Genomic DNA, 25888 nt, shown 5'->3' with positions numbered 1-25888 from the left:
ACATAATTCGTTAAAAAACTCTTGTATTTATGATAAAGTTGTGTTATTATAATTAAGTCGGTGAATCACACGACAATGTGGCCCAGTAGTTTAGCGGTTAGAATGCCGCCCTGTCACGGCGGAGGTCGTCGGTTCAAATCCGATCTGGGTCGCCATTATTATGCGGGAATAGCTCAGCGGTAGAGCATCGCCTTGCCAAGGCGAGGGTCGCGAGTTCGAATCTCGTTTCCCGCTCCATAGGGGTATAGCTCAATTGGTAGAGTAGCGGTCTCCAAAACCGTTGGTTGAGGGTTCAAGTCCTTCTGCCCCTGCCAGAAATTTGCAAACGACACGATATCTTATCGTGTCGTTTTTAAGTTTATTTAAATTTTTCGTTACAAGTGAAAAGCAACTCACTAAATTTGTGGTTGCTTTTTTCTTTATGTGAAAGAATTATTTTTACTATTTGTTACTTCATCTCTTAGAATCAGCCAAATGGACTGGAATAACTGATTGTATTGTAGTGAAGTGCGTATTTCAGATATCTTTCGAGGCCGGGGGAGATCGTTAGTAACGATTGTTTTAATCATGCCTGGATTGGCACTCATTACCATGATTCGATCTCCTAAGCATAATGCTTCATCGATACTATGGGTGATGAAAACCGTCGTTTTCCTTGTTTCTTCCCAGATTCTTAATAATTCATGCTGCAGGAGGATGCGATTTTGTTCATCCAGCGCTCCGAAGGGTTCATCCATTAATAGGATTTCAGGATCGTTAGCAAAAGCGCGGGCTACGCTGACCCGCTGCTTCATACCACCCGATAATTGGGAGGGATAGGCATGAGTAAATTTACTAAGACCAATCATTTCTATATAATGTCTGGCTATTTCATACCGTTCCTTTTTGGGTATATTGCGCATGCGTAATCCGTATGAAACATTATCGATCACTGTCATCCAAGGGAATATCGATTGTTCTTGAAAAACCATAGAATTGACAGGACGATCTATATTGGTTGGCTTGATAGTGATAGTGCCGCCAGAAGAACTATCCAACCCTGCTAGTATGCGAAGCAGCGTTGTTTTACCACAACCGCTGGGTCCTACAATGCAGAAAAATTCTCCCTCGCCGATGGATAGTGAAATATCTTGTAAGGCTGTGATTTGACCAGAATTCGTATTGAAAATTTTACTAAGATTTGTGACTGAGATGCTTTCTTTCTCATAGGCCATTATATGCATCTCCTTTATTAGACTTGTTTTTTCCATGGAAGAACCCAATTTTCCAACATATCAAGGAGTAAAGAAAATACATAGCCAAGAAGGGATAGTGTGATGAGTGCTATAAACATTTGCTCGATAGCAAACATGTCATAGGCTCGCCATATCATCCAGCCGACCCCGGCTTTTGCGGCAGAAAGTTCGGCTGCTACAATTAGAATTAAAGCCATACCCATGCCGAGTTTTAACCCTGCAAAAATCATCGGAAGAGCACCGGGAAGAGCAACGGTAAGATAAAAGTTTTTACGGCTGGCGCCAAAATTTTGTGCTACATCTAAATAAATTTTATCAATGCTTAATACCCCGGCCATGGTGTTGATTACAACTAAATAAAAAACACCAATTGCAATTGTGAAAATTTTAGAAGTTTCGCCCAGCCCAAACACTAATAAAATTAGGGGCATTAGAGCTAGTTTGGGAATCGGGTATGTGGCAGCAATCATCGGTTCAAAAGCTGAACGGATTAAAGGAGATAAACCCATGCCAATACCCAATACTATGCCGGGGGCAGAACCAGCTAGAAAACCCCATATCACCCGTTGTACACTAACGGCAGTGTTATATAATAACTCACCAGACAACAGAAGCGGAATGAAAGCATGTAGTATTAGGCTGGGGCTGGATAATAAACGGGTATCAATAATATGAACACGAGCCATGACCTCCCAGAGAATGAGAATGCTCAATGGGGATAATATGGACAGTATTCGAATGAGTAACGAAGAATATTCTTGCTTAATCATGCTATCATCTCCAAGCGCTAAGGTTTATATTATTGATATGTTCCTAAGGTCTTTACTGCAAAATCGACATATTGATTATCTACGGCATCTTCATACTTTATATCTGATTGTAATAAGTTATTTTCCTTGTACCAATCCAAATCCAAGAGAATGCCTTTTGTGCGAACATACCCATTCGGATTTAAGCCTGTGGGAAACATTTTTTCATATAAGGCAGGGTCTTTAATTACTGAGTACTTACAGAGAATATCAATGATCTCTGTTCTATTTTTATTTTTAACAAAACCATCATTGTAGTCTCTCAATGACTGTATGTAAGCAGTCATAAAACGGTTAGCTACAGCGGGGTTTTTTGTCATACTTGTTCCATAGACTAACAAGGCTGTTTGGGCATCGGGGTCATAATCCACGGGGTCTTTCCAGGGATCAGCCAAATCTTTGTTTATGCTAAGAGTGACAAAAGGTTCGATGATCATAGCTGCATCAATGCTTTTATTACCGAAGGATACCAGCATATCAGGAAAAGAACGGATTACCTGAATATCAACGTCATTCGTAGTTAAGGCTCCTTTTTGTAGCACTCTAGATAACGCAATTTCATCAAGAGAGGCCGTACCAACAATGGCAATTTTTTTATTTCGCAGATCTTTATAATCTTTTATTGTATCTGTTAGATCTTTGCGGATTACTAGCCGATAATAACCTTGTCCGGGAAGGTTGATGCCTTTATCAGCAACGATTTTTATAGGAATATCACGAGACATGGCGTTAAATAATCCTGAAGATGTAACGGTAGCGCCCACATCTAGTTGGCCAGCAGCTAATTGGTTGATCATTTCCTGTCCAGTATTGAATTGTACCGGTTCGATTTTAATGCCTAGATCTTTGTAATAGTTCTTAGCCGTGCCAATCAGTATGCCTGCATCAGATACAACTTGTTTCATGCCCACTTTGACAACTGTTTCTTGAGGCAATGGTGATACTGCTGGTGCCCAAGCAGGACCGTTGCTTGCTGTATCGTGTGTAGCCGGACTTTGGCTGCAGGCAGTCATGAAGAGTACCAGTAATAGTATTGTTATGATCTTTATGCTGCGTTTCATAGATTTCCCTCCTAATCGATTTGATTGAGTTATCACATGATATTCATTTTTATTATATTTGGTGATAAAGCAGCAGGTTTTTAAGTATGAATACAGAATATGTAACAGTAGTCCAGAGTGAAAGGTATTGTTATATATGGAAAAAATCATAGCAGAAGTAGACGAATGGGAATTACTAAAGAAATTACCGAAGGAGTTTGGAAAATTTACACTACAAGTTGAGTTGGAGAAACGTGATACACAGTATTGTATATTTACGTACCAAAATAAAGGAGAACATAAAAGCTTTTCCGTGTTATATGATCAAGCGACAAAAGAATATTTTGCTCGTGTAGTGATTGGTCTAATTGAATATTTTGATGTGAATTTTATTGTTGGAGATTTACAGCAACTAGAAAAATTATTAATTCAGCGACTCAAAGGCGTCTTATCCCAATTAAGTTTTTTCACTAGAGAAAATGTAGAGAGTATCGTTCATGAAAAGAAAATAATGGATTGGTCATACATAGAAGACCTGCCTCAAACTTTACTCGGCTTTGAGTTATTTATAAAACCAGATGAACCTGTAAAAGTGATTAATGGCTCTTATATCATCGTTGATTATAGTGATTTTGACTTGGAAAGTAATCTAACTATTTATTACAACGTATTTAGAGATGAATTTTTTGGAGAGACGCGTATAAAGGGAACCCCAATCATATTAGCTATTTTTGATACAAAAGATTTAGCTGACTTACAAAAGCTTGTTGCAAATCATTTGGCAACAGAATTGGAAAAGATAAGAATACAATTAAATTAAGATGGAGTTATGTAAAGAAAAAACTAGATATGATAGTTGTTAATTGTAGGAGGTTTGAATTTAAGTGGCAAGAATATTAGTCTGTGATGATTCTGCTTTTATGCGCATGATGCTAAAAAAAGTATTGATTGACAATGGTCATGAGATAGTTGGTGAAGCTGGGGATGGCATGGAAGCGGTGCAACTTTATCGGCATCATAAACCGGATCTAATAACGATGGATATTACCATGCCTAAAATGGATGGAATAGAAGCAGTCAAACATATTTTTGAGGAAAATCCTTTGGTTAGAATTGTAATGGTAACTGCGCTTGGGCAAAGATCGATTATTACGGATGCGATTAATGCCGGTGCATCAGATTTTATTGTAAAGCCTTTTGATAATATTCAAGTCATTGAAACAATTAAGAAAGTTTTAGGGCAGTAAGAAAATCTAATTTACGAAAGTACTTGACAATAAAAGGTTGTGTGCTATAATAATATCTGTGGCTAAGGAATGTTGCTGGTAAAAAATGAAATCCATGCAGGCATTCAAAAAAATGGTTGACACGCCAGATGTAATGTAGTACAATAGACATTGTGACTATACAGTGGCCCAGTAGTTTAGCGGTTAGAATGCCGCCCTGTCACGGCGGAGGTCGTCGGTTCAAATCCGATCTGGGTCGCCATTCAATTTTAAATGCCTCGGTAGCTCAGTCGGTAGAGCAGAGGACTGAAAATCCTCGTGTCGACAGTTCGATTCTGTCCTGAGGCACCATTTAAATGCGGGAATAGCTCAGTGGTAGAGCATCGCCTTGCCAAGGCGAGGGTCGCGAGTTCGAATCTCGTTTCCCGCTCCATTAAAGGCGGCATAGCCAAGTGGTAAGGCAGAGGTCTGCAAAACCTTTATCCCCAGTTCAAATCTGGGTGCCGCCTCCAACTCAAAGTTTTATATACTGCCTTAAACAGTTTGGCATATTGATTTATGCCGGGGTGGCGGAACTGGCAGACGCAACGGACTTAAAATCCGTCGGAGAGAAATCTCCGTACCGGTTCGATTCCGGTCCTCGGCACCACGTAATTTGGAACTTCGTATTTATGCGAAGTTTTTTTTGTATTTCAAAGATCGCGATATTTAATATCTTTAAAGGGAAAAATACGCAATATAAGAAGATACATAGAGGATTTCTAAGGAAATTATGATATATTGCTCTAATGGAGTGTAGTATTAATCGAACAGAGGCTAGATCTATTTTTAATAATTAAAAAAATGTGGTATAATGTTACAATATATATAATAGAGGAGGTGTCCTATTTCCCCAATGGATGAGGGATAATAGGGATATTTATTGGACCCTGCGTCTATACTGTTTAATACAATTTTAGTTTTAGGCTTGGTTATGCTAAATGGATTCTTTGTTGCAGCAGAATTTGCTATGGTTAAGGTTCGAAGTACTCGGATAGAAACGTTGATCTCAGAGGGAAATGTTAGAGCGAAATTTGCGCAGCGATTAACCAAAAATTTGGATGCTTATTTGTCGGCATGTCAGTTAGGGATTACATTAGCTTCTCTTGGGTTAGGCTGGGTAGGTGAACCGGCGGTTGCCAGCATAATTGCCCCACTGCTTTTAGCATTTGGTTTATCGCAAGAAATCATTGCAACCATTTCTTTTGTGATTGCCTTTTCTGTAATTACTTCTCTGCATATTATTTTGGGAGAATTGGCACCGAAATCAATGGCAATTCAAAAGGCAGAGCAAGTTACAATGTGGGCGGCACCCCCTTTAATTGCCTTTTATAAGATCATGTATCCTTTTATTTGGTTTATGAATGGAACGGCTAATCAATTTCTGAAATTATTAGGTGTTGAGCCTGCAACAGATAGTGAATCTGCCCATACAGAAGGAGAAATACGTATCCTTATGGAAGAGAGTCACAGGCAAGGTTTTATAAATCAGACGGAATTAACCTTAATGGATAATATATTTGACTTTGCAGAAAGACATGCTCGTGAGGTAATGATTCCACGTACAGATATGATATGCCTGGACATCAGAAAGTCTTATGAGGATAACCTGGAAGTCGCTATACAGGAAGGGAAAACACGATATCCTGTATGTGATTCAAATAAAGATAATATTATTGGCTTTATTCATATCAAAGATCTTTTATCGCCACTTGCATTGGCTGCTAAGCCTGATTTGGAAAGTATTACGAGAAATGTGCTCGCTGTACCTGAATCTATGCAGATTAGTTCTGTTTTAAAACTTCTGCAGAAAAATAAGGCACAGATAGCAATTGCTATAGATGAATATGGTGGAACTGCTGGACTCGTTACCGTAAAGGATATTCTAGAAGAAATCGTAGGGGAAATGCATGATGAGTTTGATGATGAACGTCCCCTAATTGAAACTCATGAGAAAGATGCTCATTTAGTAGATGGACGTATTCTCATAGAGGAATTTAATGACTTTTTTGACTTACAGCTTCCAACAGAAGATGTAGATACTCTTGGTGGCTGGATTTGTGCAAGAACGGAGCTGCCTCTTGAGGTAAATCGAAAAATTTCTTATAAAGGATATGACTTTATTATTACGGAAGCTGATTTTATGCGTGTAAATAGAGTTCTGATTCAAAAAGTATCGTGATATAAAAGCTCTCGCACAATCTGCGAGGGCTTTTAGTTTTTTATATGAACATTTCAGTTGTTAAGTTGAAGAAAGTAGAAGGGGCAGGTGACAGTCAAGAAGGAAGTTATAGGTTTATAGAGAATTTTTACAATAGGTAATACGATTCATATTGGCTAATCATACTATATAGTGAATTTGAATCCGCTAAGAAGCAATAGAATTTTGAGAAACGTTGGGAGCAATCAATATGAAAAAAACTACAGAGTGGTTAAAGGAGAACCTCGTTACGATATATGATGAAAACCCATATATCAAGTTATTAGATATTTCCATTATGCATGTGGAAGAAGGTAAGGTAGAACTTTGTATGCCTGTGCTTGCTGGTAAACATACAAACCTGTATAATATCGCTCATGGTGGTGCCTTAGCTTCTTTAGCTGATTCAGCTATGGGAATTGCATGTGCGACTACCGGAAAAAAAGTGGTGACCCTTGAAATGAATATGAATTTTATTAAAGGAGCAGCAACTCAAGCCGCTATAAAAGCCATAGGAAAAGTCATTCATAATGGGAAAAATACAATGGTAGCAGAAAGTGAGATTGTAGATAGCCAAAATCAACTGTTGGCAAAAACTCGAGGCACATTCTTCGTTACAGGGATGTTTGAAGAAAATAAAGAATAAATCATAAGCGCCTGCCACAACGTGGTCAGGCGCTTTATAAATGACGATTAGATAGTTGGAAGATCGCGAATGCTGATATTGCTGCCTGAGTGATAACTGTTTTTTAACTCTTCATCTAAGGCAATATAAAGAACATCCAAATTTTCTCCTAGTGGAGTGATGACTCCGCTGATATAGATCATTGGCGAAAGAGTATTATAACCAGGGACGGTTAATGCTTGCAGCAAGTTTTTTACTTTGGTAGCCCAATTTAGCATGAGGAATTTCTTATCGAAATTAGTTAGGATGAAAAATAGACTGCTATCCCATCGGCATATAATATTGTTGGGATGTTGCTTATTTTCAAATAAAATTTTTGCGACAGCCTTTAGCGTCATGTCTCCTGCTAATGTACCATGAATATCATTAATTTGTTTAAGATTATCGAGTTTAACAAAGAACAGGCCCAAAGTATTATTATTTTGAATTTCTGTAGATGTCATTAAACTTTTTAGTTTACTATCGAGATATTCTTTATTAGGAAGCCCTGTAAGAGTGTCGACAAACGCTTTGCGAGCTAAATCTTTTACTTGATTCACATTTTCGATAAAGATAGTTTTGGTAAAAGCTATCAATGTGACAGTGCTTAGACCGTGATCATTTAGCAGGGGAATCAAACGAATTGTAATTGGGATCAAAGAGTGATCTTTATGACGCAGGTAGACTGTTTTTTCACAAAGAATAGAATTTTCTAAAGTAGATGGCTCATTTTTATTGGGAGCTTCTTGTAGGATATTTTCGTTGTACTTAAGCCCCATGACCTCAGATGCACTATAACCGCTTATTTTTTCTGCTGATTGGTTAGCGAACAAAATAGCCCCTTCTTTGTCAACTAAATAGATTCCATCAAATAAATAGTCTAAAAATGCCATGTTTTTAATCATATCCATCGTGTTCCCTCCCAGTAGTTCATTGAAAAAGTTTTGAAATTCTCTTTACAAGAACGAATGTTTGCTTTACTATAAAAATACAAACGAATGTTCGTAATTGTTTTTTTGAAAAATTTACACGAAACGATACAGCATAAGTCATAGTACACAATGAAATAGGTGATTATTTTCAATTGGGCAATACATATTATTATAGGACTTTTTTTTAGTCTGGAATTTGCAATGCAGCCGATGGATATTTTATTTATAGTGATTGGCAGTATACTGCCGGATATTGACCACCACAGATCGATGCTTGGTCGATTAAATATTTTTGTAGGTTTTATGAGTCATAGGGGGTTTTGTCATACATTATTAGGATGTGCTGTCTTATCAATTCCTTTTTTATGTATTAAAGGGGCTGCGCCTTATGTATTCTTAGGAGGAATTTCCCATTTGTTTGGAGATGCACTGCAATCTATATTTGGTTCCAAAATATTTAAGATTAAAGGTTGGTAATTTAAATAAATTTTTATTGTGGAAATAGGATATTATAAATAAGTAGGATTCCGAGAGATAATCCAGAGAGAAGAAATAAACTTGCCTTTTTAGTTTGGGAAATTCTAAAATTATAGATTGCCACCCAAATGAGAGTAACAGATAGTAATATGCCGCCTAGCATGGAAGAGTAATAAATTAATTTTTCCAATTTGAACATCCTTTCAAGCTCTATAATATCATGGACATATAGTATATTTTCTCATTTTACTCTGCTAGCGTCAATCTTTTAATCCATTTTGCATATAGTATTGACATGGAATCTTGAATCGTGTTCTAAAAAGCCCATATTGCAGGACGTTGTTCCTACAATAGCGAATATGGTATAAGAATGAAATTTTTTGAAAAGAGGTAATGGAATGGATTTAATAAAAGGAAATTTATATCATGGCTTTCGTTTAGAAGAGGAAGAAAAAATTGATGAAATAAGTTCGCTTGCCAGGATATTCTATCATGAAAAAAGCGGCGCGCGATTGTTATATTTACAAAATGATGATGATAACAAAGTTTTCTCCGTTACCTTTCGCACACCTCCGGAAGATAGTACAGGAGTTGCTCATATTGTTGAGCATTCTGTATTGTGCGGCTCTCGTAAATTCCCTATGAAGGAACCTTTTGTTGAATTAGTAAAAGGATCTTTGAATACCTATCTAAATGCCATGACATTTCCTGATAAGACCATGTATCCCGTGGCAAGTCGTAATGTTAAGGATTTTCGTAATTTAATGGATGTATATTTGGATGCAGTTTTTTATCCGAATATATATAATTCTCCAGAGACGTTAATGCAGGAAGGCTGGCATTATGAGTTGGAGAATCCAGCGGATGAAATCACTTATAAAGGCGTAGTATACAATGAGATGAAGGGTGTCTTTTCTTCACCTGATGCAATTTTAGAAAAGAAAAATTTTGAATCTTTGTTTCCTGATACGGCCTATGGTGTAGAATCAGGTGGTGATCCTGAGTTTATTCCAGAGCTGACGCAAGAAAAATTTATAGATTTTCATAAGAAATATTACCATCCCTCCAATGGATATATCTTCTTATATGGAGATTTAGATATACTTGATAATCTGAAGTTTTTAGATGAAGCATATTTAAGTAATTTTGAAAAAGTTGAAGTAAATTCCCAAATTGCTTTACAGCCTGCATTTAAAGAAAAAGTAGAAAATGTTTTTGAATATTCGATTGCTCCTAGTGAGAATATAGAAGATAAAACGTTTTTAAGCAGAAATTTCGTATTGGGGAAAGCGACTAATTCTGAAATCTGTCTAGCTTTTCAAATCTTAGAGTATCTACTTCTGGAAACTCCAGCTGCACCTTTGCGAAATGCCTTGATCGAAGCGGAGATTGGTAAAGATGTAGTAGGAACTTTTGTGAAAAGCATACTGCAGCCTACCTTCGGGATTGTTATTACGGGTGCCAATGAAAATGAAAAAGCGAAGTTTATTCAAGTTGTAGATGAAGAGCTGGGAAGACTGGTAAGAGAAGGAATTGATAAAGAATTAATTGAAGCATGCATTAACATTTTTGAATTTACACTACGGGAAGCAAATTATGGTACTCGTCCTAAAGGACTTGTCTATAATATTAAATGTATGGATAGCTGGTTGTATGACGCAAGTCCTTTCATACATTTAGGGTATGAAGATGATTTAGTAAAAATAAAAGCAGCACTAAAAACCAATTACTTTGAGCAGTTGATTGAGCAGCATTTGCTCAATAATAATCATCAAGCTTTGGTTATCTTAAAACCCAAGCATGGCCTGGCAGAAGAAAAAGATAAAGAACTACGCAAATACCTGGCTGAATATAAGGCATCTCTGTCTGATATTGAAATTAATAAGCTGGTAGAACAAACACAGCGTTTAAAAACATTACAAGAAACAGCCGATTCACCAGAAGCCTTAGCGACCATTCCTCTGCTCACTCGGCAAGATATAGAGGTAAAATCAGAAGAATTGATAGTAGTGGAGAAACAAGAATTAGGAATACCTGTATTGCTTCACCCACTTCGCACCAATGCCATTGCTTATGTGAACATGTATTTTGATACATGCCTGGTGCCTCAACAATATCTACCCTATATGTACTTATTGTCAGAGATCTTAGGAAAGGTTTCTACAAAACAATATGAATACTCTGCGCTATCCAATGAAATTAACAAGAATACAGGCGGTATTGTTTTTGATGTAGCAGTTTTCACAGAAAATGCTAATGATTCAAAATACTTACCCAAATTTATAATCAAAGGCAAATCCTTAGTAGAGAAGCTGCCTCAATTATTAAGACTGACAGAGCAGATTATTGCCCATAGCCGCTTTGACAACAGTAAACGAATGAAGGAACTGATTCAAGAAATAAAATCCAATTGGGATATGAATTTATTCCGCCGCGGACAGCAACTGGCGACGAATCGTGTATTATCCTATTTTTCTCCTATTGCACAGTATAATGAAGTAGGAATGTTAGCCTTTTATGATTTTGTAGCTGCATTAGAAAAAGACTTTGCAGCAAAGTCAGAAGAAGTTTATAAGAATCTTGAAACGGTAGCTGGTTTTATTTTTAATAAAGAAAACTTATTGGTAAGTGTAACTGTAGAAGACGAGAATTATAGTGAATTTCAAAAAGCATTTTCCGAATTTCACTCCTGCTTAGTGTCAACTAAAGAAAAACCTGCTGTATATCATTTTGAAAATAGTCATTACAATGAAGGACTCATGACGTCCGGCAAAGTACAGTATGTGGTTAAAGGAGCAAATTTCCGTAAGTTAGGATATTCCTATCATGGAAGCTTAAAAGTGCTGGAAACCATTTTGCGTTATGATTACTTGTGGACGCGGGTACGTGTTCAAGGGGGAGCTTATGGCGGTTTTGCAAGATTAGAACGTAATGGAAATATGGTGCTTGGCTCGTACCGGGATCCAAATTTAAAAGAGACGTTAACTGTATATGATGAGACCGCAAATTATCTGCGTAATTTCTCTGTTGATCAAAGAGAGATGACCAAGTATGTAATTGGTACCATGAGCCAGTTGGATACGCCTTTGACTCCATCGCAAAAAGGGGAGCGAGCAACTAACAATTATATTCGGAATATTTCTCAGTCTATGATTCAACAAGAGAGAGATGAAATCTTAGCAACTAGGCAAGAAGATATTTCTAATTTGGCTGACTTAATGGAGAATGCCATGAAAGAAAATTACTTGTGTGTCTTAGGAAATGAACAAAAAATCAAAGATAATAGCAATCTATTTCAGCATGTAACGAATATCTTAAAGTAAAGATAGTGATGGATGTGCAGGAAGAGACAGTGTGGGGAAAGCCGTGCAAAAAAAATAAGAGGGTGGTTTGACCACCCTCTTATTTTACTTGTTTTTATTCTCGTTCTTATCTTTAGGGCAAATTTCTTTGGCAAATTCTGTAGAGGCCTTTTGGGATTTGTTTTTATTTTCTTTACAAGATTCATTTTGACGTTTTTCCATACTATCACCTCCCCGCCTATAGCTTACCCAAGAAGTACATTTAGAAAATGGGTTCCTAAAATATTGTTCCCTGAATCAAATTTTATATAATGTTCTTAGTAAAATAATAAAATAGTTGGAGGATTTATTTTGTCAACGGTGATGATAATGCTAATGTTTGGTCTTAATGGAATTATTATTTTTCTTCTCATTACAGTACTGTTTCGACTTGGAAAGAATCAGCAGCAGGAGCTTGCTGCCCATCTGATAGGTATAGAAAAGGCAATCGAAAGAGTAGAACGAACTGTAAATGATGAAATGGCCAAGAACCGAGGAGAAAATAATCTTGTCGCCAGAGCATTGCGAGAAGAAGTAGCGAATACACTTAGTAAGTTAAATGAATCAATTTTGAAACGGATGAATGAAAATACTACCGTGCAATTAACGCAATTAGAGACATTCTCTCAGCAATTACAGGGACTGACTCAAATGAATGAACAAAAGTTAGAGCGTATGCGTGAAACGGTAGAAAAACAATTGCGGGTGCTTCGTGAAGAGAATGGCAGCAAACTTGAAGAGATGAGAAAAACGGTGGATGAGAAATTAAATCAGACGTTAGAAAAGCGTTTGGGAGAGAGTTTTAAGTTGGTTAGCGAAAGGTTAGAAATGGTACATAGAGGGCTAGGTGAAATGCAGACTCTGGCCTCTGGCGTTGGTGATCTAAAAAGAGTATTATCCAATGTCAAAACTCGTGGTATATGGGGCGAAATTCAATTAGAGAATTTATTAGAGCAAATTCTAACCATTGAACAGTATGCTAAAAACGTTGCAACGAAGCCAGGAAGCAATGATAGAGTAGAATTTGCGATTAAACTTCCTGGTCGTGATACAGAGGAAAGCATTGTCTGGCTGCCAATTGATGCGAAATTTCCCCAAGAAGATTATCAACGATTATTAGAGGCTCAAGATCAAGCCAATGCTGTCTTAGCAGAAGAAGCAGCCAAGGCTTTAGAAAATCGAATTAAAAGCGAAGCGAAAGATATTGCCAATAAATACGTCTGTGTTCCCCATACTACAGAGTTTGCAATTTTATTTTTGCCAATTGAAGGATTATATGCTGAAGTGTTGCGGCGTCCAGGGCTGTGTGATACTATTATGCGAAATTACAAGGTAATCATTGCAGGCCCTACGACCCTATCTGCGTTGCTTAATAGCTTGCAAATGGGTTTTAGAACGCTTGCAGTTGAAAAACGCAGTTCAGAAGTCTGGTCACTGCTTAGTGTTGTAAAAACCGAATTTGGTAAATTTGGCGATTTATTAGATAAAACCCATAAAAAACTGCAAGAGGCTAGTAACTCCATTGATGTAGCTGCCAGAAAGTCTCGCACTATAGAAAGGAAGCTTAAAAATGTACAAGAACTTCCTCAAGAGGAAGCAGTAAATATGTTAGATGCAGCAAATGTTGCAGAAATAGCAGCTGCTCAAGAAAAAGAATAAAAATATCTATGATAAGCGCCCAAAATTTGGCAGATTGATGCTGATTTTTGGGCGCTTGGTCTATGCGTATTTCTTACAAAACATTTAAAGTATGCCGAATTTTAGGCATTATTAATTCGTGTAAGAATAGATATAGAGGGAAATCGCGGGGTGAGCAACTGTCTTAGGTTGGAACGTAATTTGCATAGTAGTCTGTTAGAGAAACAATGCTTTGCATTAGTAATTTGATAGTTGGAGGTGAGTTCAATAATCCCTATCTAAAATTTAGCCTGTTTGAGCCTGCTGAGTTAAAAATAGTAAAAGAGGATTATATTTCAAAAAATAGAATATATTGGAGGGTAATTAATATGACAAAAATAGGTTGTCCTTACGGTACTCATCGAGTAATAGAGCCTCAAGGTGTTTTGCCTCAGCCTGCATGGAAAATTGATAATACTATGGAAATCTATGATAATGAGCTGCTAATTGAAGTTGATACCTTAAATATTGATGCGGCAAGTTTTACGCAGATCAAAAAAGATGCCCAGAACGATATAGCTGTTATGGAGCGAATGATGCTTGATATTGTGGAAAAGCGGGGGAAACATCATAATCCCATTACTGGCTCCGGTGGAATGCTAATGGGAACGGTAAGTAAAATTGGATCTGCATGGACAGGGAAAACGCCTGTAAAGGTGGGAGACCGAATTGCTACGTTAGTTTCTTTATCATTAACTCCATTGAAAATTCGGAAAATTAGAAAAATTTATATTGAAAAAGAGCAGGTTGAAGTTGATGCCCTGGCTATTTTATTCAGCAGCGGTATCTATGCAGTCTTACCTTCAGATATGTCCCCATCCTTAGCCTTGGCTATCTTGGATGTAGCAGGTGCACCAGCACAAACTGCTCATCTAGTACGACCAGGGCAAAATGTACTCATCATTGGCGGCGGTGGCAAATCGGGTATGCTTTGTTTGTATGAGGCGAAGAAGAGAGCAGGAGTAACTGGCAGGGTGATTGGCATAGGTTCAAGTAAAGGCAGTTGTGATAGAATGCGGCATCTAGGCTATGCCGATGAAGTATTGCAAGTAGATGCTACAGATCCGCTGCAAGTAATGAAAGCTGTGTCTGAGGTTACGAACGGTCAGATGGTAGATGTCACAATCAATTGCGTTAATATACCTAATACTGAAATGGCCTCTATTATGGCTACAAAAGATAGAGGAACTGTATATTTCTTTAGCATGGCGACCAGCTTTACAGGTGCTGCTCTCGGGGCTGAAGGCATAGGCAAAGACGTAACTATGTTAGTGGGTAATGGTTATTGCCGAAATCATGCAATCGTTGCCTTAGAAACAGTACGAGAAAGTCCCATTCTCTGGCAAGTATTTCATGAGCTTTATGCTTGAAGATGATGTTAAATTGGAATGAATTTTTAATAGAAACTCCTAAGGCTTTAACGATTATTGGTATGGCGAAAAATGTAGGCAAGACAGTAACTTTGAATTATATGCAAAAAGCTTTATATGCACAAGGCATAGCCTTAGGACTGACATCAATTGGGAGGGATGGAGAAAGCTTTGATGCTTTGACTCATTTAGCGAAACCTTCAATTGTTGTGCAGCCTCAAACAATAGTGGCTACTGCTGAAAAGGTTATTATAGACCCGAACCTATGGGATTATCTCCAGCAAACAGATATTTGCACGCCTCTTGGTAATGTGGTTATTTTGAAAGCAAAGTCTGTGAATCAGGTAGTTTTGGCGGGACCAAGCAAAAATGAAGATGTAAGGCAATTATTACAATGTTTAACTCGCTGGGGAACAAGGTGCACACTAATTGATGGGGCCTTTGACCGGCAAAGTTCTGCTGATCCTTTAGTTAGCAGCCAAGTTGTTTTAGCTACTGGAGCAACCTTAAGCCGTGATGTAGAGGAATTACTTCATATCACTACATGTCGCGTAGAGCAATTAACGATACCAAAATCCAACGATGATTATCTTAAACTATATCATCATTCAAAGGCTAAAGTGCTGGTGATTGGTCATAATCAATGTCAGGAATATTTTGTGAGTACCTCTCTCTTAAGTATTACGCAGTGGCTAACAATATTGGAGGACGATTGTTCTGTTCTTATTATTAAAGGAGCGATGGGAGATGGGTTAGCTCAGGCTTTGCTAAAGAAACAACGGATTCCTATCGTAGTGGTTCAGGATGGTAGTAAAATTTTCATTACAGTTGGTTTATGGCGGCAGCTAAGAGCTCGTAATATACAGGTTCAGGCTGTACAGCCGATTTCTTTATTAGGGGTAACGATAAATCCAACCTATCCAGGAGGCAAAGGAATTGACCCAGGTGTTTTGCTTCAGAAGATGGGCGCAGCATTAGCGCCTATACCTGTAATGGATGTGGTACAAGAGAGAAAATTCTAGTACTCGGTATTGGGGGGAGTAGATTGCTCAATGAATTAGACGGCAGCGATAGCTGTCTTGATTTAGTGTTAGATCGTCTTGATCAGGCAGTACATGTAATCAATTGTGAGGGAATAACAATTTATTACAACCAGACAGCGGCTGAAGTGGAAGGATTGCAGGCTACTGAAGTTATGGGAAAGCATGTTCTTCAGGTATATCCTTCATTGACCCTTGAAACAAGCAGTTTGATGGAGGTATTGGCTACTGGCAAGCCAGTATTGGATCAGCAGCAAACCATCGTAAGCAGGACAGGGCGAATTATTACGATTCATTACTCTACTTTTCCACTATATAGAGAGGGGATATTAGTGGGTGCTTGTGATTTGTCTCGAGATATAACGAAAATTAAAGAGATGTCAGATCGAGTGATGGATCTGCAGGCTGTACTATTAGATAAAAAGTCAACCAACTTCAAAAAAGCAAAGAAGACTGAAATTAGTTTTGCAAAATACACATTTAACGATATTATTGGCAGTCATGACCTAATGGTTAAGCTTAAAGTAGTCAGTCAAAGAGTGGCATCGACTTCTTCTCCTGTGTTGGTAATTGGTGAAACAGGCGCAGGAAAAGAACTGGTAGTACAGTCCATCCATAATGCATCTTCTCGCAAGGACGGACCCTTCGTGGCGCAAAACTGTGCAGCTTTTCCTGCAACGCTGTTAGAAAGTATTTTATTTGGAACGGTAAAAGGAAGTTTTACAGGAGCGGAAGATCGTCCAGGATTGTTTGAGCTCGCTGATAGAGGAACTCTATTTTTAGATGAAATCAATTCTATGCCGATGGAATTGCAAAGTAAACTGCTTAGAGTTCTGCAAGATGGAACCTTACGCCGCTTAGGTGATAATAAGGTAAGAGAGGTAGATACTAGGGTCATTGCCTGTACCAATGTAGATCCCCAAGAAGCAGTACGTAAAAAGGAATTGCGCATTGATTTATATTATCGATTGAATGTGGTAGCGTTACAAGTACCTTCTTTACGAGAACGCAAAAGTGACATTGCTGCCTTGGTAGAACATTTTATTATGGTGTATAATGCGAAAATTGGTCGTTCAGTGCAAAAAATAAGTGAAGAAGTAGATCAGGCATTTTTAAAATACTCTTGGCCAGGAAATGTTAGAGAATTGCAGCATGCCATTGAGCACGCTATGAATATCGTATCCGGTCATATCATTGAAATCGAACATATTCCAGAACATTTGCGCAACTATGATGATGATCATAGTCGTGAAATATATTGTCAATTGAACGGTAAGAGCCTGCCGGAAATATTGGGGACTGTTGAAAGAAGTGCTCTCCTTCACGCTTTAGAAAGAAGTGAAGGAAATATATCAAAAGCAGCATTATCTTTAGGTATTCCTCGTCAAACCATACAGTATAAACTGAAAATATATGGACTGCTTAGAAGGAATAAAAAAGATGACTCCTTGTTAGGAGGGGATTGTATTGAAAAAACTTAATTTGAGCCAGGAGGTTATTGATCGCGGTCGAAAATATGCAAAACAAATTGTAGATCAGGTACAAGAGCATATTGATGCTCACAGTACAGTGGCAGTAGAACGATCTGTTTTAAGATTACTAGGGATTGATGGAGTTGATCAGGCAGGAGTACCATTAGTAAATGGAATCGTTGAAGAATTGCATAATGCAGGTGTATTAGGTAAAGGAGTCATGTATTGGTTCGTGAATGGGATGATTCATACAAAATTATCATCTCAGCAGTTGGCAGAGTGTATAGTAAATAAAACGATTCATTTACTAGAATTACCCAGAACTCCAGAAGGCGAAATTGAAGATGCAGCCTTGCAATTGGCTATCCGTTCCTTAGCGAAAATTAAAGAGCGTCGTCAAGAAAGAGAAGCATGGATTGCAAGTTTAGGCAAGGGACAGGAACCTATGTTATATGTTATTGTGGCTACTGGTAATGTGCATGAGGATGCGATTCAAGCGCAGGCTGCTGCTCGGCAAGGAGCTGACATCATTGCCGTTATTCGCACTACAGGGCAAAGTTTACTAGACTATGTTCCCTATGGACCAACTACCACAGGCTTTGGTGGTACATATGCGACCCAGGCTAATTTTCAGATTTTACGGCAGGCTTTAGACGAAGTAGGAAAAGAAGTCAATCGTTACATTTATTTGACTAATTATTGCTCAGGGCTTTGTATGCCCGAAATTGCAGTGATGGGGGCATTAGAACGTTTGGATGTGATGCTCAATGACTCCATGTATGGAATTATTTTTCGGGACATTAATATGAAGCGTACTTTTGTAGATCAGTACTTTTCTAGGTTAATCAATGGTTATGCTGGTATTATTATCAACACAGGGGAAGACAATTACTTAACTACAGCAGATGCCATTGAAAGTGGTCATACGGTTTTAGCCTCTGAATTAATAAATGAACAGTTTGCTTTTCGGTGTAATATGACCTCCGAGCAGCTCGGTCTTGGGCATGCTTTTGAAATCGATCCGCAAACCCCTAATGGTTTTATGTATGAATTGGCACAAGCACAATTAGTAAGAGCGGTTTTCCCAAAGAGCCCCATTAAATATATGCCACCGACTAAATATATGACAGGAAATATTTTTAAAGGACATGTGCAAGATACTCTGTTCAATGTTTGTTCCATCATGACAGGGCAGAGTTTGCATCTTTTAGGTATATTAACAGAAGCCATTCATACCCCTCTTATTCATGACCGATTTTTAAGTATTGAGTCTGCTAAATATGTTTTTAATAATTTGCGAGGAATCGCCGATGAAATTTATTTTCGTGAAGGAGGATTTATTCAGCAAAGAGCTCAGGAAGTATTGGAAAAGGCAGTTAACTTATTGGAAGATATTGCTGACATAGGACTGATGCAAGCACTGGCATTAGGCTATTTTGCTGACATCTCGCGAACTTCTGAAGGTGGCAGAGGGTTGCAGGGAGTCATTGTAAAGGAATGCAGTTATCTCAATCCTTTTATTCCTCTCATGTTAAAAGGAGGAAACAGCAATGGTTGATGTAAATCATGTTAAACCTTATGGTGATACCTTAAATGACGGCATGGTGCAGCTGTCCTTCACCCTGCCGATTCCTTTATCAAATGCAGCAAAAGAAGCAGCTAGGCAGTTGACTGCTAGTATGGGACTAGAAGAGGCAGCAGTTGCTCATGCTGAAGGGATTAGCGATACATTTAGTTTTTTCATTGTTTATGGGAAATGCAGTCATGGAGTAAATATTGTTGGGATTACGGTTCCAGAAGTTGCATTAGAGGTATTGTCCAAAAAAGAAATTGATGACTTTATTCGTACTCATCTAAACCGAAAACTCAATGTAGTGGGAGCTTGTATTGAAAGTGATGCTCACACTGTTGGGATTGATGCCATTATGAACATAAAAGGTTTTAATGGACATAAAGGTTTAGAAAGCTATCATGAAATTAATGCTGTAAATATGGGAGCACAAGTGGCTTGTGAGGAAGTTATTCATAAAGTCTATGAAATTCAAGCAGATGCTATTTTAATATCTCAGGTTGTAACGCAAAAAAATATTCATATTACAAATTTGACAAGACTCGTAGATATGCTGGAAGCGGAAGGTTTGCGGGATAAAGTAACTTTAGTAGTGGGGGGACCGCGAATTAGCCATGAATTAGCAAAAGAGTTAGGGTATGACGCTGGCTTTAGTTCCAATACCTATGCAGAGCATGTTGCGTCGTTTCTTGTCCAGGAAGTAAAACGCAAGAATGTGTGGGATAGCAGCAAGGAGACGGGTTGATTTTTAGCTAATAAGAGTCATAAGGAGAGGAGAGCATGGAAGACGTTTTAATACGGGTGCGAATGAGCGAGCATGACACTCATTATGCAGGAGGATTAGTAAATGGGTCCCGAATGTTAGATTTATTTGGTGATGTAGCAACTGAATTATTAATTCGTAGCGATGGTGATGAAGGACTATTTGTTGCATATGACAATGTGGAATTTACAGCCCCTGTTTATGCAGGCGATTTTATCGAGGCGCGGGGCAAGATTATAAAGATTGGTAATACATCACGACGAATGGAATTTATCGCCACAAAAGTTATTTCATTAGATCAGGCTGCTCAGCATGAATCAGCAGCATCTGTATTAGCGGATCCCGTTGTAGTTTGTATCGCTAGCGGAACTTGTGTCGTTCCTAAAGAAAAGCAAAGGGGTGTATAATTTGGAGCCGCTTATCATTACCGTTGCCCCCGTAGGTGCAGAAGCAACTCGTCAAGATAATCCAAATCTGCCCCTTACTCCTAGAGAAATTGCCAATGAGGCAATACGATGTGCTGAAAAAGGAGCTTCCATTATTCATCTGCATGTTAGAGATGAAGACGGAAAGGCTACCCAAGCGAAGGAGATCTTTCAAGGAACCATTGCACTGATCAAAGAAAATAGTAACGTAATTATTCAAACATCCACAGGCGGAGCGTCATGGATGACAGCTGAGGAACGCTTGCAGCCTGTAGAATTAAAGCCTGAGATGGCAACATTGACTACAGGTACAGTTAATTTTGGCGAAGAAATATTTTCCAATCCTATGCCCATGGTTGAAATATTTGCAAAAGCAATGGTGGCCCAGGGAGTAAAACCTGAAATTGAAGTATTCGAAGTGGGGATGATTTATAATGCGCTGCGTTTAGTGCAAAAGAAAATTTTGCAGTTGCCTCTTCATTTTGATTTTGTAATGGGGGTTCCTGGTGGTATACCAGGGGAAGCAAGACATTTGCTGCATCTAATAGAGTCCATACCTGCAGGGTCGACTTGGACAGTGGCGGGGATTGGACGTAGTGAGTTGTCTCTTGGGATGATGGCGATTGTTATGGGCGGACATGTGCGCGTTGGCTTTGAAGATAATGTGTATTATACAAAAGGTGTATTATCTGATGGTAACTTTCAACTAGTGGAGCGTATAGCAAGGATTGGAAAAGAAATAGGTCGGCCAGTTGCTACTCCCGAACAAGCCAGAAGAATTCTAGGATTAGCCCAGTGAAGGTAATTAAATTAATATAAAGCTTTCGTTAAATAAAAGATAGCAGAAGCCATAAAAATTTAGTAGTTACAATACTGCTGAATCTTTGTGGCTTCTGCTCATTTTTCGGCGGTTTGCCGAATTTTCAGCAAATATAAAATAGGTTGTAAAGTGTAATAGTATCGCTCATCATTGTCATTCTAGTGCCGAAGATTAGTCATATTAAGAAAAAACTTGGTATTCATCCATAATAGATAAGCGAATATTGTTGATACTGCTGCTGTTGGCATGGTTATTGCAATTCTTAATAATAAGATTTAAAGTTCTGGCTGACTGGCACCACGGTCAAATAATTAATTAAAAATTCCAAATATTCATTTAAAAAAGGAGTGAATTTCATGAATGCCGACCTGGAGACAGGGAAAATCCAAAGCCTTAGGGAGGAGACAGGTGTTGGAGGCAAAGAGGAATTAAAGCGAAGTTTAAAAGCCCGTCACATGAATATGATAGCACTTGGTGGTGCTATCGGCACGGGGTTATTTTTGGCAAGTGGTGCATCAGTCAGTACTGCCGGTCCTGGTGGCGCGCTGGTAGCCTATGGCGTCATTGGGATTATGGTTTATTTTCTAATGACTAGTTTAGGAGAAATGGCAACCTACTTACCCGTTCCAGGATCTTTCGGAACCTATGCAGCAAGGTTTGTTGATCCGGCGTTAGGCTTTGCAATCGGTTGGAACTATTGGTTAAACTGGGCAACCTGTATTGCAGTAGAATTAGTAGCAGGTGCCATTATAATGAAATTTTGGCTCCCTGATATTCCTGGTTATTATTGGAGTGGACTCTTTTTGGTCATATTATTTGCCCTTAATTACTTATCAACAAGAGCGTATGGTGAAAGTGAATATTGGTTTGCAGGTGCTAAGGTAATAACCGTTATTATCTTTTTAGTGGTAGGTACATTGATGATTTTAGGGATTGGTGGGGGGGCTTCACCAGGGTTCTCCAATTGGCAAATTCAAGAGGCACCTTTTGTTGGTGGATTCAGCGCAATATTGGCGATCTTTATGATTGCTGGTTTTTCTTTTCAAGGCACTGAACTGGTTGGTATTGCTGCTGGCGAAAGTGAAAATCCTGAAAGAGATGTACCAAAAGCAATTAATACGGTATTTTGGCGCATTCTCCTTTTTTATATTGGTGCTTTAATTATTATTGGTTTTATCCTGCCCTATACGGATGAAAACTTATTAAAAGGTGACGTGGAAAATGTTGCTGTCAGTCCCTTTACTCTAGTATTCAGCCGTGCTGGATTTGCGGCAGCAGCATCCCTAATGAATGCAATCATTCTCACATCCGTGCTATCTTGTGCGAATTCAGGATTGTATGCCTCAACTCGTATGTTGTACGCTATGGCAAAAGAAGGCAAAGCTCCCCGGATCTTTGGCAAAGTCAACAAACGCGGTGTTCCAACTAATTCTCTTTATGCTACTTCTGCAATTGGATTTTTAGCCTTTCTTTCCTCATTAGTTGGGGAAGGTACTGCTTATACATGGCTGCTTAACATTACGGGAATGATTGGTTTCATTGCCTGGCTGGGTATTGCCATTAGTCACTATCGTTTCCGTCAAGCATTTATCCGGCAAGGACTTGATTTATCTCAACTTAAATATAAGGCAAAATGGTTCCCCTTTGGACCTCTATTTGCGATGGTACTTTGCGGTATCGTAATCATTGGACAAAATTATAATGCCTTTTTAGGCGGAGAAGTAGACTGGTATGGACTAGCTGTGTCCTATGTGGGTATTCCTATTTTCTTAGCAACATATCTAGGGTATAAGTTTTCTAGAAAAACAAAAGTAATCGCTTTGGAAAAAGTAGACTTGAGCAAGAATCTAGTTTGATACAAATCTGATTCCATTAAGAGTAAGTTTATAGAAAAAAAGAATGGAGTCAATTGGCGAAGGGAGTTTATAAAATGCGTGATTATCATGATATTCCTTTGTGGACCAATGTAACAGAAGAAGAATGGCAAGATTGGCGATGGCAGGTAGCGAATCGCATTACTTCACTTTCCATGCTAAGGCAGGTTATTCCATTAATCCAAAAAGAAGAAGAAGGAATTTTAAGTTGCCTGCAAAGTCTAAGAATGGCAATCACCCCTTATTATGCAACGCTAATTGATGTTGAAAATGTGAATTGTCCTGTGCGTAAACAAGCAATTCCAACAGCAATGGAACTGCAGTTTGGGCAATTTGATATGGCTGATCCTTTGCACGAAGATCAGGATTCACCTGTTACGGGACTTACTCATCGATATCCTGACCGGGTACTGTTTTTAGTCACGGATCAATGTTCTATGTATTGCCGTCATTGTACCAGAAGGCGGATTGCCGGAGTCTGTGATCAAGCACGTACGAAACAACAAATTGACAACTGTATTCAATATATAAGAGAAACGCCAGTAGTCAGAGATGTTATTTTATCTGGCGGTGATGCTTTTCTAATTAGCGATGAACTAATTGAATACATTCTAAAAGAATTACGGCAAATAAAGCACGTAGAAATTATCCGTTTTGGCACTCGTACACCTGTAGTTTTGCCGCAAAGAATTACTCCTGCACTATGCACAATTCTAAAAAAATATCATCCAATTTATGTGAATGTCCATTTTAATCATCCTAAAGAAATAACAGAGGCTGCCAGTATGGCTTGTGCTTCTTTAGCTGATGCTGGAATACCTCTTGGCAATCAAGCGGTTCTCTTAAAAGGGGTTAACGATTGCCCAGAATTAATAAAAAAACTGATGCAGCAATTATTAAAGATAAGAGTAAAACCTTATTATATTTATCAATGTGATATGTCACAAGGTATACAGCATTTTAGAACACCCATTAGTTCGGGAATTCAGGCGATTGAATATTTAAGAGGGCATACTTCAGGATTAGCCGTTCCTACTTACGTTGTTGATGCGCCAGGAGGTGGTGGCAAGATCCCGGTTATGCCTCAATATTTAGTTTCTCAAAATGCTAGTAAAACCGTACTGCGAAATTATGAAGGCGTGTTTACAACCTATACAGAGCCAAAGCATTATGTAGATCCGGAAGCACCTTGTGAAGTGTGCGGCGGTTATCATCATGATACAACAGTAGGCTTAGCAGGAATGTTAAGCGGTGATAAATCATTATCATCGATTTCATCAGTGGGAAGAAAGACCGATGTAAAAGAGGCGAATTCTGCGTTATTGATTATGAAATGATGGATGGCTTATTAGGAGGTGGAAGGTGATCTATGGTAAAGATTTGTACTGCAAACGAAGCTGTGAAGGATATTTCCGAAGGAATGTGTATTATGATTGGCGGGTTTTTAGGTGTTGGAACGCCTGACGGATTAGTGCAGGCGTTGGTAGAGAAAGGCACGAAAAATTTAACGGTCATAACAAATGATAGTGCTTTTCCAGGAGTCGGTGTAGGTAAACTGCAAGATAGTAAGCAAATGTCCACATTGTATACATCGTATATTGGCGGGCATCCTGAAAGTGGCAGATGTATGGAAGAGGGGGAGTTGAAAATTGTCTTAACTCCTCAAGGAACTCTTGCGGAACAAATTCGTGCTGGAGGTTCCGGCCTAGGGGGAGTATTGACTCCTACAGGGGTTGGGACAATAGTAGAAGAAGGAAAATCCAAAATCGTGGTAGCAGATAGAACCTATTTGCTGGAAGAGCCTTTAAAAGCAGATTTTGCATTATTAAAAGCATATAAAGCTGATTGCCATGGAAATCTGATTTACCGTTTTTCGGCTAGAAATTTTAACCCCATTATGGCTATGGCTGCTAAGACTGTTATTGTTGAAGTGGAAGAAGTCATAGCGGAAGGAACAATTGAACCTGATAATGTGATAACTCCAGGAATTTTTGTCGATCTTTTGGTCAAAGGGAGGTAGCTTTATGACTCAAATGGATAAACGCATTCGTATCGCTAAACGAGTGGCTAAAGAACTGCATGATGGCGATGTTGTTAATTTGGGTATTGGCATGCCGACTCTAGTAGCAAATTATCTATCTCACGGAGTTTCTATTGTTTTACACTCTGAAAACGGATTCTTGGGAATTGGACCGGAGCCACAAGCGGAATTGGCAGATAAGGATCTCGTGAATGCTGGAGGAAAACCAGTGACGATTCAAGAGAATGGATGTTGTTTTGATAGTGCCATGTCATTTGCTATTATTCGAGGCGGTCATGTTGATACCACCGTATTAGGGGCTTTAGAAGTAGATGAACAAGGTAATTTAGCCAATTGGATGGTTCCGGGAAAAAGAATTTCAGGCATGGGTGGAGCTATGGACTTAGTCGTCGGTGCAAAAAAAATTATCATTGCCATGGAACATATTAATAAAGATGGAACTGCTAAAATTGTAAAGCAGTGTTCTTTACCGCTCACAGCTCAAGCTGAAGTTGATTTAATTATTACTGATATGGCGGTTATTGCCGTTTATAAAGATGGGCTGCATTTAATTGAAATTGCCGAAAGCACCACATTAGAGGAGGTAGTTGCTGCAACAGATGCCCACTTACATTTTTCTGAAGACAATATTCGTATTTTTTAAAGATGACGATTTTATAGCTAGACAAAAATCATTTTTGTGCTATAATATTAATATAAATGAAAATTATGAGTCAACGATGACTCCTACCACTGAACAAGTGGAGGGGTCTGTTTTTTTTTGCAGCAAATATGCTGCTGCAATAAAAAAATATTCAATCTGTCATCTTTTTAGCAGGTTATAATGCAAGTTTTATTTAGAAATAATCAGTAATGCGATATGAAAAATTGAGA

Annotated in this window: 22 protein-coding genes and 8 tRNA genes; 26 read left to right on the top strand and 4 right to left on the bottom strand. The window is 38.5% G+C overall.

Going from position 1 to position 25888, the window contains the following annotated elements:
- Positions 1 to 79: 79 nt before the first annotated feature.
- From FR7_RS13910 to FR7_RS13900, 3 genes are all read left to right on the top strand, one after another.
- Positions 80 to 155: transfer RNA gene (locus tag FR7_RS13910), tRNA-Asp, on the top strand.
- Between the two features lie 7 nt (positions 156 to 162).
- Positions 163 to 237: transfer RNA gene (locus FR7_RS13905), tRNA-Gly, on the top strand.
- Between the two features lies 1 nt (position 238).
- Positions 239 to 314: transfer RNA gene (locus FR7_RS13900), tRNA-Trp, on the top strand.
- 105 nt (positions 315 to 419) lie between these two features.
- On the opposite strand, the gene FR7_RS13895 is transcribed toward FR7_RS13900, so the two are convergent.
- The 3 genes from FR7_RS13895 to FR7_RS13885 are packed head-to-tail and all read right to left on the bottom strand — an operon-like array spanning position 420 to position 3105.
- On the bottom strand, positions 420 to 1214 hold the full coding sequence (locus FR7_RS13895) for an ABC transporter ATP-binding protein (RefSeq protein ID WP_007935372.1): 795 nt from the start codon (positions 1212 to 1214) through the stop codon (positions 420 to 422).
- 17 nt (positions 1215 to 1231) lie between these two features.
- Complete coding sequence (locus tag FR7_RS13890; protein ID WP_007935370.1) at positions 1232 to 2005, bottom strand: ABC transporter permease; 774 nt, start codon at positions 2003 to 2005, stop codon at positions 1232 to 1234.
- 29 nt (positions 2006 to 2034) lie between these two features.
- On the bottom strand, positions 2035 to 3105 hold the full coding sequence (locus tag FR7_RS13885) for an ABC transporter substrate-binding protein (RefSeq protein WP_007935369.1): 1071 nt from the start codon (positions 3103 to 3105) through the stop codon (positions 2035 to 2037).
- A gap of 136 nt (positions 3106 to 3241) precedes the next feature.
- Here FR7_RS13885 and FR7_RS13880 point away from each other — a divergent pair, with 136 nt between their 5' ends.
- From FR7_RS13880 to FR7_RS13840, 9 genes are all read left to right on the top strand, one after another.
- The gene (locus FR7_RS13880; RefSeq protein WP_007935367.1) at positions 3242 to 3904 is read left to right on the top strand and encodes a hypothetical protein; all 663 of its coding nucleotides are present in this window, start codon (positions 3242 to 3244) and stop codon (positions 3902 to 3904) included.
- A gap of 64 nt (positions 3905 to 3968) precedes the next feature.
- The gene (locus tag FR7_RS13875; RefSeq protein ID WP_007935366.1) at positions 3969 to 4331 is read left to right on the top strand and encodes a response regulator; all 363 of its coding nucleotides are present in this window, start codon (positions 3969 to 3971) and stop codon (positions 4329 to 4331) included.
- 165 nt (positions 4332 to 4496) lie between these two features.
- Positions 4497 to 4572 (top strand) — tRNA-Asp (locus FR7_RS13870).
- Positions 4573 to 4585: 13 nt separating this feature from the next.
- Positions 4586 to 4661: transfer RNA gene (locus FR7_RS13865), tRNA-Phe, on the top strand.
- 7 nt (positions 4662 to 4668) lie between these two features.
- Positions 4669 to 4743: transfer RNA gene (locus tag FR7_RS13860), tRNA-Gly, on the top strand.
- 5 nt (positions 4744 to 4748) lie between these two features.
- Positions 4749 to 4822, top strand: a tRNA-Cys gene (locus tag FR7_RS13855).
- A 48-nt stretch (positions 4823 to 4870) separates the two neighbouring features.
- A tRNA-Leu gene (locus FR7_RS13850) sits at positions 4871 to 4959 on the top strand.
- 273 nt (positions 4960 to 5232) lie between these two features.
- Entirely contained in the window at positions 5233 to 6531 is a 1299-nt protein-coding gene (locus FR7_RS13845) for a hemolysin family protein (RefSeq protein ID WP_017531330.1), read from the top strand.
- A 229-nt stretch (positions 6532 to 6760) separates the two neighbouring features.
- A complete protein-coding gene (locus FR7_RS13840; protein WP_007935363.1) occupies positions 6761 to 7195 on the top strand; it encodes a PaaI family thioesterase in 435 nt (144 codons plus the stop codon).
- A gap of 47 nt (positions 7196 to 7242) precedes the next feature.
- On the opposite strand, the gene FR7_RS13835 is transcribed toward FR7_RS13840, so the two are convergent.
- Positions 7243 to 8124: a GGDEF domain-containing protein gene (locus FR7_RS13835; RefSeq protein ID WP_007935362.1), complete on the bottom strand. Its 882-nt coding sequence runs from the start codon at positions 8122 to 8124 to the stop codon at positions 7243 to 7245.
- Between the two features lie 159 nt (positions 8125 to 8283).
- Between FR7_RS13835 and FR7_RS13830 the strand changes: the two genes are divergently transcribed.
- The 14 genes from FR7_RS13830 (at position 8284) to FR7_RS13765 (ending at position 25658) form a co-directional block, all read left to right on the top strand.
- Positions 8284 to 8622 carry a metal-dependent hydrolase gene (locus FR7_RS13830; protein ID WP_237715575.1) on the top strand — a complete coding sequence of 113 codons (339 nt, stop codon included), beginning with the start codon at positions 8284 to 8286 and terminating at the stop codon, positions 8620 to 8622.
- 398 nt (positions 8623 to 9020) lie between these two features.
- On the top strand, positions 9021 to 11945 hold the full coding sequence (locus tag FR7_RS13825) for an insulinase family protein (RefSeq protein WP_007935353.1): 2925 nt from the start codon (positions 9021 to 9023) through the stop codon (positions 11943 to 11945).
- 339 nt (positions 11946 to 12284) lie between these two features.
- On the top strand, positions 12285 to 13622 hold the full coding sequence (locus FR7_RS13820; RefSeq protein ID WP_237714866.1) for a DNA recombination protein RmuC: 1338 nt from the start codon (positions 12285 to 12287) through the stop codon (positions 13620 to 13622).
- A 347-nt stretch (positions 13623 to 13969) separates the two neighbouring features.
- A complete protein-coding gene (gene kdd / locus FR7_RS13815; RefSeq protein WP_007935348.1) occupies positions 13970 to 15010 on the top strand; it encodes an L-erythro-3,5-diaminohexanoate dehydrogenase in 1041 nt (346 codons plus the stop codon).
- A 2-nt stretch (positions 15011 to 15012) separates the two neighbouring features.
- Entirely contained in the window at positions 15013 to 16032 is a 1020-nt protein-coding gene (kamB, locus tag FR7_RS13810; protein WP_237714865.1) for a lysine 5,6-aminomutase reactivase subunit KamB, read from the top strand.
- A 23-nt stretch (positions 16033 to 16055) separates the two neighbouring features.
- The gene (locus FR7_RS13805; RefSeq protein WP_007935346.1) at positions 16056 to 17531 is read left to right on the top strand and encodes a sigma-54 interaction domain-containing protein; all 1476 of its coding nucleotides are present in this window, start codon (positions 16056 to 16058) and stop codon (positions 17529 to 17531) included.
- Positions 17518 to 19080 carry a lysine 5,6-aminomutase subunit alpha gene (gene kamD, locus FR7_RS13800; protein ID WP_007935345.1) on the top strand — a complete coding sequence of 521 codons (1563 nt, stop codon included), beginning with the start codon at positions 17518 to 17520 and terminating at the stop codon, positions 19078 to 19080. Before FR7_RS13805 ends, kamD begins: the two co-directional genes overlap by 14 nt.
- The gene (gene kamE / locus FR7_RS13795) at positions 19073 to 19837 is read left to right on the top strand and encodes a lysine 5,6-aminomutase subunit beta (protein WP_007935344.1); all 765 of its coding nucleotides are present in this window, start codon (positions 19073 to 19075) and stop codon (positions 19835 to 19837) included. The genes kamD and kamE overlap by 8 nt, the downstream gene beginning before the upstream one ends.
- Positions 19838 to 19872: 35 nt before the next feature.
- Positions 19873 to 20262 (top strand): 3-aminobutyryl-CoA ammonia lyase, encoded by a 390-nt coding sequence (kal, locus tag FR7_RS13790; protein ID WP_007935343.1) that lies wholly within the window; start codon positions 19873 to 19875, stop codon positions 20260 to 20262.
- A gap of 1 nt (position 20263) precedes the next feature.
- Positions 20264 to 21079 carry a 3-keto-5-aminohexanoate cleavage enzyme gene (kce, locus tag FR7_RS13785; RefSeq protein ID WP_007935342.1) on the top strand — a complete coding sequence of 272 codons (816 nt, stop codon included), beginning with the start codon at positions 20264 to 20266 and terminating at the stop codon, positions 21077 to 21079.
- A gap of 377 nt (positions 21080 to 21456) precedes the next feature.
- Positions 21457 to 22956, top strand: coding sequence for an amino acid permease (locus tag FR7_RS13780; RefSeq protein WP_007935341.1), 1500 nt, complete (start codon positions 21457 to 21459; stop codon positions 22954 to 22956).
- A 74-nt stretch (positions 22957 to 23030) separates the two neighbouring features.
- The gene (gene kamA / locus FR7_RS13775) at positions 23031 to 24311 is read left to right on the top strand and encodes a lysine 2,3-aminomutase (RefSeq protein ID WP_007935339.1); all 1281 of its coding nucleotides are present in this window, start codon (positions 23031 to 23033) and stop codon (positions 24309 to 24311) included.
- A gap of 32 nt (positions 24312 to 24343) precedes the next feature.
- Positions 24344 to 24994 (top strand): CoA transferase subunit A, encoded by a 651-nt coding sequence (locus FR7_RS13770; RefSeq protein ID WP_007935337.1) that lies wholly within the window; start codon positions 24344 to 24346, stop codon positions 24992 to 24994.
- A gap of 4 nt (positions 24995 to 24998) precedes the next feature.
- Positions 24999 to 25658, top strand: coding sequence for a 3-oxoacid CoA-transferase subunit B (locus FR7_RS13765; RefSeq protein ID WP_007935335.1), 660 nt, complete (start codon positions 24999 to 25001; stop codon positions 25656 to 25658).
- Positions 25659 to 25888: the final 230 nt, after the last annotated feature.

This window comes from Pelosinus fermentans DSM 17108 (genome assembly GCF_000271485.2).
Taxonomy (GTDB): domain Bacteria; phylum Bacillota; class Negativicutes; order DSM-13327; family DSM-13327; genus Pelosinus; species Pelosinus fermentans.
The sequence above is the reverse complement of the archived record's forward strand: the minus strand, read 5'-3'. Positions and strand labels throughout refer to the sequence as shown.

Bases quoted from the DNA above. Each gene is read 5' to 3' on its own strand.
- kal (WP_007935343.1), top strand. From the start codon at position 19,873: ATGGAAGACGTTTTAATACGGGTGCGAATGAGCGAGCATGACACTCAT.
- kdd (WP_007935348.1), top strand. From the start codon at position 13,970: ATGACAAAAATAGGTTGTCCTTACGGTACTCATCGAGTAATAGAGCCT.
- kamB (WP_237714865.1), top strand. From the start codon at position 15,013: ATGATGTTAAATTGGAATGAATTTTTAATAGAAACTCCTAAGGCTTTA.
- FR7_RS13770 (WP_007935337.1), top strand. From the start codon at position 24,344: ATGGTAAAGATTTGTACTGCAAACGAAGCTGTGAAGGATATTTCCGAA.
- FR7_RS13895 (WP_007935372.1), bottom strand. From the start codon at position 1,214: ATGGCCTATGAGAAAGAAAGCATCTCAGTCACAAATCTTAGTAAAATT.
- kamE (WP_007935344.1), top strand. From the start codon at position 19,073: ATGGTTGATGTAAATCATGTTAAACCTTATGGTGATACCTTAAATGAC.
- FR7_RS13825 (WP_007935353.1), top strand. From the start codon at position 9,021: ATGGATTTAATAAAAGGAAATTTATATCATGGCTTTCGTTTAGAAGAG.
- FR7_RS13840 (WP_007935363.1), top strand. From the start codon at position 6,761: ATGAAAAAAACTACAGAGTGGTTAAAGGAGAACCTCGTTACGATATAT.
- FR7_RS13835 (WP_007935362.1), bottom strand. From the start codon at position 8,124: ATGGATATGATTAAAAACATGGCATTTTTAGACTATTTATTTGATGGA.
- FR7_RS13765 (WP_007935335.1), top strand. From the start codon at position 24,999: ATGACTCAAATGGATAAACGCATTCGTATCGCTAAACGAGTGGCTAAA.
- FR7_RS13890 (WP_007935370.1), bottom strand. From the start codon at position 2,005: ATGATTAAGCAAGAATATTCTTCGTTACTCATTCGAATACTGTCCATA.
- FR7_RS13880 (WP_007935367.1), top strand. From the start codon at position 3,242: ATGGAAAAAATCATAGCAGAAGTAGACGAATGGGAATTACTAAAGAAA.
- FR7_RS13780 (WP_007935341.1), top strand. From the start codon at position 21,457: ATGAATGCCGACCTGGAGACAGGGAAAATCCAAAGCCTTAGGGAGGAG.
- FR7_RS13885 (WP_007935369.1), bottom strand. From the start codon at position 3,105: ATGAAACGCAGCATAAAGATCATAACAATACTATTACTGGTACTCTTC.
- kamA (WP_007935339.1), top strand. From the start codon at position 23,031: ATGCGTGATTATCATGATATTCCTTTGTGGACCAATGTAACAGAAGAA.